A 5,635-nucleotide genomic window follows, 5' to 3' on the forward strand; every position below is an offset into this window, starting at 1 on the left:
ACGCCCTCCGCCCTTCACCGACACCCCAACAACCGATTCTCATCTTGATTGTCGCTACGCTCGCATCCTGTCAGTCGCCGCGCAACTTACCTTGGAGATGGCCGGGTTGCTCGAATCTGCGCTTCAATTCTTCCCAAAAGCGACCCTTGCGGCAGGGACAATGCCACATCTGTTCAGCGATTACATTCGTTCGCAACGGGGCCAAAGGTCGCGCTTTGAGCAAGCGCAACGAGTTAAGACCGTAATCGACAGCGGAGCAATCAACGTCGTCGCGCTGCACTCTTCCGACGACGATGAGCTTCCGGAGCTTTCATGGGCGAAGGCCAATGATGGCATCTATGTTCATAGCTACCCGATCAGCAAGCCAGGAAGCCTCGGCGAACAGACCATAGATTGCAGTGCGGATCTGACGTGGTTGGCCTCACCCTACGGCCTCATAAGGGCGCTTGAAAGTGTCGGTGAGCTAGACGAAGCTGAAGCAGGAGCCGCTACCTCTTCAATCGCCTCGTACGGCCAACCTTGGCCTGACGAAGTTAACCTTGATCTATCTCGTCTGCTTTTTCTCGACGGGCTAACCTTAAACGCGCTTGATCATGCCAATGTGCTTGATAGGCTTCTTGCGATTGATGTCACGCTGAGCATCAGCGCAAACGCCCAAAAACTGGTCGAGCAAGAGATATCGCAATTTGTCCGAGCGCAGAAGCCGTTGCAGGCCATCGACAAGGTGCGTGAAACCCTTGCTGCAGCGGTAGCGCAAGGAAGGGCACAACACGGAAGCTTTCGGCGAAATGCATCGGATGAAGCCGAAGAAGACAGTGAAGCTGAACCCGGAACACTCATGGCTCTTCTATCTGATGCTTCCGGGTTTGACGCACTCGTGTCGGGTGACGGCATGATCAATCGGACCGGTCAGCTGACCGACAGAAATGGCATCTCTAGGCCGATCTTGAACGTAATCGATGTGATCGATCAGTTGCTCGCAAGTGGTGCAATAGCCGCCAACCAGCGGCAGGTTGCACGTCGCACCCTGCGTGAGGCCGGTGTGGCTCTCGTTCCTGTAGAAATTGACGAGATAGTCCAAGCGGCTGGCCAGGGCGATTGGAGCGGCGGGCCGGGCCGTGATTTGCGTGCAATCCTAGCCTCCATCCATCTCCCGCTTATCCGGAAGGCTGTCATTTTGCCAGATGAGCAATACTGGCTGGGAAATGTTGCAGCATGTATGACAATCGCCATCAAGCGCTGTTGGGCAACACTCCCCCTAAATAAGGCTCGACCGGCGGCAACTTGGTTGTTGAAGGCAATGCCGGATATTGTTGGTTATGTCGGCGATGATGGAGAGCTCGACCTCCGTAATTGGGCTTCTAACGCTCGAGCTGCGCTGCATGCGACGCTCGCTCAACCTATCGAAGTACCCGAAGAGCGACTAGAGGATTATTTTGATTGGCATCAGTCGCGCGTTGCTCCACAATTTGAAGGAAGAGACCGAGCCATCAAGCCGATGGTGCTGGCAGCCCTATCCAAAGCCATAATCGGTGCTGGATCAGTTGTAACAGACGAAATTGAAGTCCCTGCAGCCGACGTACGCCGTTGGCTGTTCCGGCACATGCCTAGCAACGTAAGAGCGTTGCTGCTCAAAAACCAAGCTGTTCTCGAAGCACTTGAACCTGAACCGCCAACCCACTCGCTTGGTGGCAGCGATGTTGATCACGATGAAATGATGCAATTTCTAGCCAGCGTCTCGTCTGGCGAACCCAGCAAACTTTCTGAAAAGAATGGTCTGGTCATCGCGGAATCTGCAACGATCCATGAGAATGGAGACATCACAATCTCCCGCAATAGCCAAACCCTGCGCTTCGATTTTGCCGGATTGCTCAATCCGGGTGTTGAACAGGGCCGCTCAACGCTGAACCGAATTTTCCGGACGCGGACACTTCCTGTTTCGAGATCAGTTTTCTGGGCAGCGTGCTGCGATGCAGGCCCCTTGAACTCCGACCAGATAAGCGATCTTTTCGAGGAGCTCGCCAAATCGCCCGAAGCATGGATACGAGCGCTAACGGCCAAAGAGGAGCTTTCATTTGATGATTTGGTCGTAGCCGACGAAGCTCATTATTCTGTGATATTTGACCCTTCAGAAGACCTGCCAATCGACGAATTGCTGAATCACTGCACTCGCGACAGGAGTGGCGATCAAGCGGTTGCTGCAGCCCGAATTCTTGCTCCGCTGGCAATTTCCCCCGATTTCAAGTTTTGTGCGTTAGTCGACAGTTTGAATGATGCAGAAGCAGCAACGCTTATCGCCGATCTAGGTCAAGCTGGCGATCCGTTCTCCGCTTTGGCTGGCTTTCAGATTTCGTGTGGCAGAGCGCAAAACGCAGACTGCGCAGTCGCTGGAACAGAATTGCTTCAGAAATTGTTTGGTGTGGAAGGAAAATTACACGAAATTGCCCACGACTTTGCTGCCGTGTCGATGGCTGTGATCGGTCACGCTGACACCCTTGGCGTTTTGCGGGATCGCCCGTTGCCCGTCAGACGGGCGGCGCTCTTTTGCCATGCGGGCTGGGCCGTTCGTGCATTGAGTGAGCTGGACATCAAACGCCCCGAGTTCTTTCAAGCCGTCAGCCAGTGGGTTGGGAACAGTTTCGGCCTGGCGGGCTTGCTCGAGCTAAGCGAAAGCCGTTGGTGGTTCCGCGAATGGTTGAATCCACAACCAATGGCGGGGATGCTGAAGGCTCGGTTCAAAGGATTGGCCCGATCCGTCTCTGCCGATGCCAGGCCGGAGCAATGGGCATCGCTTCTCACTTTGGACAACGAATCTGTCCCTGACCTTATGGAGCTCTCGTCGGGACCGCTAGACGAGTTTTCACCCAGTTGGGTCACCAACAGCTTTCCGACGGATTTTCTATGCAAATTGCTAGCTGGTGATGACTCAGTTGCGGCCAAGAACGCCTTTTTCAACTCGCTGCTCGCATTCGAAATGCCTGATGACGTTGATGCCATTTCAGATCACTTCATTGAATTTTTGCAAGCTGCGAAAGGCGAGGAACTCGCTGGTCTTGTTCGGCTTGGCTTGATGGCGGCAGCGCGCTGGAAATATGACCGCTTGGCTGAAGCGGTGCTCAAAGCTGGTCTTGATGCCGGGATTGCAGGAAATTGGTCTGGGCGACTCTTGGGTGAGTGGTGTTTAGCGGCTTCTGCTATGATCAGTTCTAACGAGGATCGCGCAGCCAAATTTGAGCAGCATTTCCGAAACATTGTGTACCGACAGTTAAAGCCCGACCAAGCCAGAGAGATTGTTGGATTTTTGGACAAACTGGCTGATCTGGCTCCTGAATTGAAAGTTACCAATCTTAGGCTGTCGGCATTGTTGGCGACCTAACATTTGACGCGAAGCCGAAAGCGCAGGATGGGCAAACTTTTAGCTGCGGTGATCCGATCAACGAACGGCAAGTTTGGAGGGGCTCAGGCTACGTTCGGAACGTCCGCAATGTGGGCGTACATACCTTATTATACGGCATATTCGACGCTAACAGGGGGGGCGCATGCTTGTAAAATTCATCTATCCAGTGTCTGGAGATTTAGGGATATCGGACAGTTGGCCTATCCGACTTGGACCGTACAAGGTTGAGTGGCTCACTGTTGATGGTGCCGTCACGGAAGTCTCGGCCAGTAAACGTATCGACGAACAGGACACACTCCCCGGGTGGTCCGGCAGCGGCGAGGCGCGCGCCCTAAGCACGGGCAACTATCCGTCGCTTTCCCAGTTGGAACATGACCTGCGCCTAATTCAGGGAGCGATCAGTCTGTTTGCGCTGATGAATGTAAATTTTGACAAACAAAGAATCGAGTGGATTCCAGAAACAGAGGAGGAAGAGGCGACGATCCAGCTCTATTCCATTTCGCAGACCGATGTTCCACCTCTCGAGCCCCTTCATTTGGAATACGAATATATTGCCTACGCGGCTGCGACGGTCGATGATATCAGAGAACTTGAAATTCCTCTAAGTTTTTTGAGAAAAGGTCACGATTACGTACGTCAGAAAAGGTACTTTGAAGCGTTTTATAACTCATTCTTTTATTTTGAGACGCAATTTTGCGGCGGACTGTCGGATCCAAAAAAAGTAAAGAAGGCGCTCCTTTGCTCTCAGGCAGTAAGGGATGGACTGGCTAATCTTAGGGAATCCGCGCTCTCTCCAGATGATGTGACTTACACCGGGATTGCAGCGAAGCTCAAAATGTCTGATGAAGAGATAATTGGATATCTGGTCGACCTTCGGGGCAAACTCCATCACCACTCAAAGGGTCGCGTCTTCTGGCATCCCGACAAAAGTGGGGAATTCCGGCTCGACGCTCACCTACTGGATGCGCTAGCATCGCGGACTGCTCTCGCACAGCTCGAAGAGGTTATGTTCTCCCCTGAGCGCAACAAACAAATGGTTGACGCTGCAAAGGAGTTCGGAAGTGGAACCGTAATTTCCGTGGCAGTCGACATGCAATCACCCAATGGGATGAAAACCCATCGTATTTTTCTTCCAGAGGCTTCATCAAGAATCACTGTTCCAAAAATTCAGAAAGCATGTTCACATCTCACTAGAAGCATACCAGATCAATTTTCGAACTATTTCATTCAATCATTTAAACTGTGGAATGAAGATAATTCCACCATAATAGCCGAATATGCGAGATCTCCTCACTTGGCCACACCGAGTTCGCTGGCGGCTGACGATGCGATATGCATTAATTTTCGATACACTTCTCGGTTGAGAACCGATCCACTCAAAAATATTCCGCCAGACACTTCTCGCCTAACGCGCGAAATGGATATTTTCGTGCAACCTTCGCCCGATCGCCAGTCTTTGAGGGGCGTGAGATTGGATCGCATCCTTTGGCAAGCGGAGGCCCGGTTTTGGGATCAAGCCACCAGAGTCGATGTGAAGTCGGAAATCTTGGAGTGGGAGACCCGGCTGGCTGGTCGAAACGGTGCCGTGCTCAGCGATTTCCGAATTTGCATACAGCCCTAAGATGGTTTACTCTGCCGCCTCCCCGATAACGTCCGCAGACGCCTCCTGAGGTGGAATTTGCAACAACGTTCTCGCGATAGCTTCTATCTCTCCGCGACCGTCGCGGGGCAGATTGTCCCAAAAATCCTTAGACTCTACGAAAGTAATCAGCTTTTCGAGATCCTTGCCTTTAAACCCTGCAGGAAGATAATCTTCAAGCGCGCCTCTGCTGAGTACGAAGATGCCGTTGTTCCACGAATCTTCGAGGAATTTTTGCAGCGTCTCTTTGTCTTCGTCCTTCAGCTCCGGTGGCAAAAGTCTGCGGCGGGATTTGATGTATTCCCACACCTCCTTGGCATCGCCCCATGTTCCCCGTTCCATGGCTTCGTCGATACGCGCCACTAGAGCATCGCCATCAAGGCTCTTAACATTGCTGAGGACGTCATCTTTAATTTCTGTGGCATTCAGGCGGAAAAGGCCCTTTACCTCTCCAGTTCCAATCTGTTTGACCTGACCCCCGGATTTTCCTCCAAGCTTGATTAGAGTCTGACCTGATGGAAGGACGGACGAATGAAGCGAGCAAGGTTCACAGAAGAGCAGATCATCGGCGTGCTGAAGGAGCAGGAGGCTGGCGCGAA

Annotated in this window: 2 protein-coding genes and 1 pseudogene; 2 read left to right on the forward strand and 1 reads right to left on the reverse strand. The window is 52.5% G+C overall.

Annotated elements, in window-relative coordinates:
* Positions 1–106 precede the first annotated feature (106 nt).
* Both K7W03_RS26430 and K7W03_RS26435 read left to right on the forward strand, forming a co-directional pair.
* Positions 107–3,376, forward strand: a complete 3,270-nt coding sequence (locus tag K7W03_RS26430) for a hypothetical protein (RefSeq protein ID WP_222887877.1) — start codon at positions 107–109, stop codon at positions 3,374–3,376.
* Positions 3,377–3,539: 163 nt separating this feature from the next.
* A complete protein-coding gene (locus K7W03_RS26435) occupies positions 3,540–5,018 on the forward strand; it encodes a hypothetical protein (protein ID WP_222887879.1) in 1,479 nt (492 codons plus the stop codon).
* A gap of 6 nt (positions 5,019–5,024) precedes the next feature.
* Here the strand turns inward: K7W03_RS26435 and K7W03_RS26440 are convergent.
* Positions 5,025–5,635: pseudogene (locus K7W03_RS26440) on the reverse strand (hypothetical protein); the annotation flags it as partial.

The organism is Sphingobium sp. PNB, from assembly GCF_019873065.1.
In the GTDB taxonomy this organism is placed as follows: domain Bacteria; phylum Pseudomonadota; class Alphaproteobacteria; order Sphingomonadales; family Sphingomonadaceae; genus Sphingobium; species Sphingobium fuliginis.

Excerpts from the sequence above, each read along its gene's own strand:
- K7W03_RS26435 (WP_222887879.1), top strand. The coding sequence starts at position 3,540 with ATGCTTGTAAAATTCATCTATCCAGTGTCTGGAGATTTAGGGATATCG.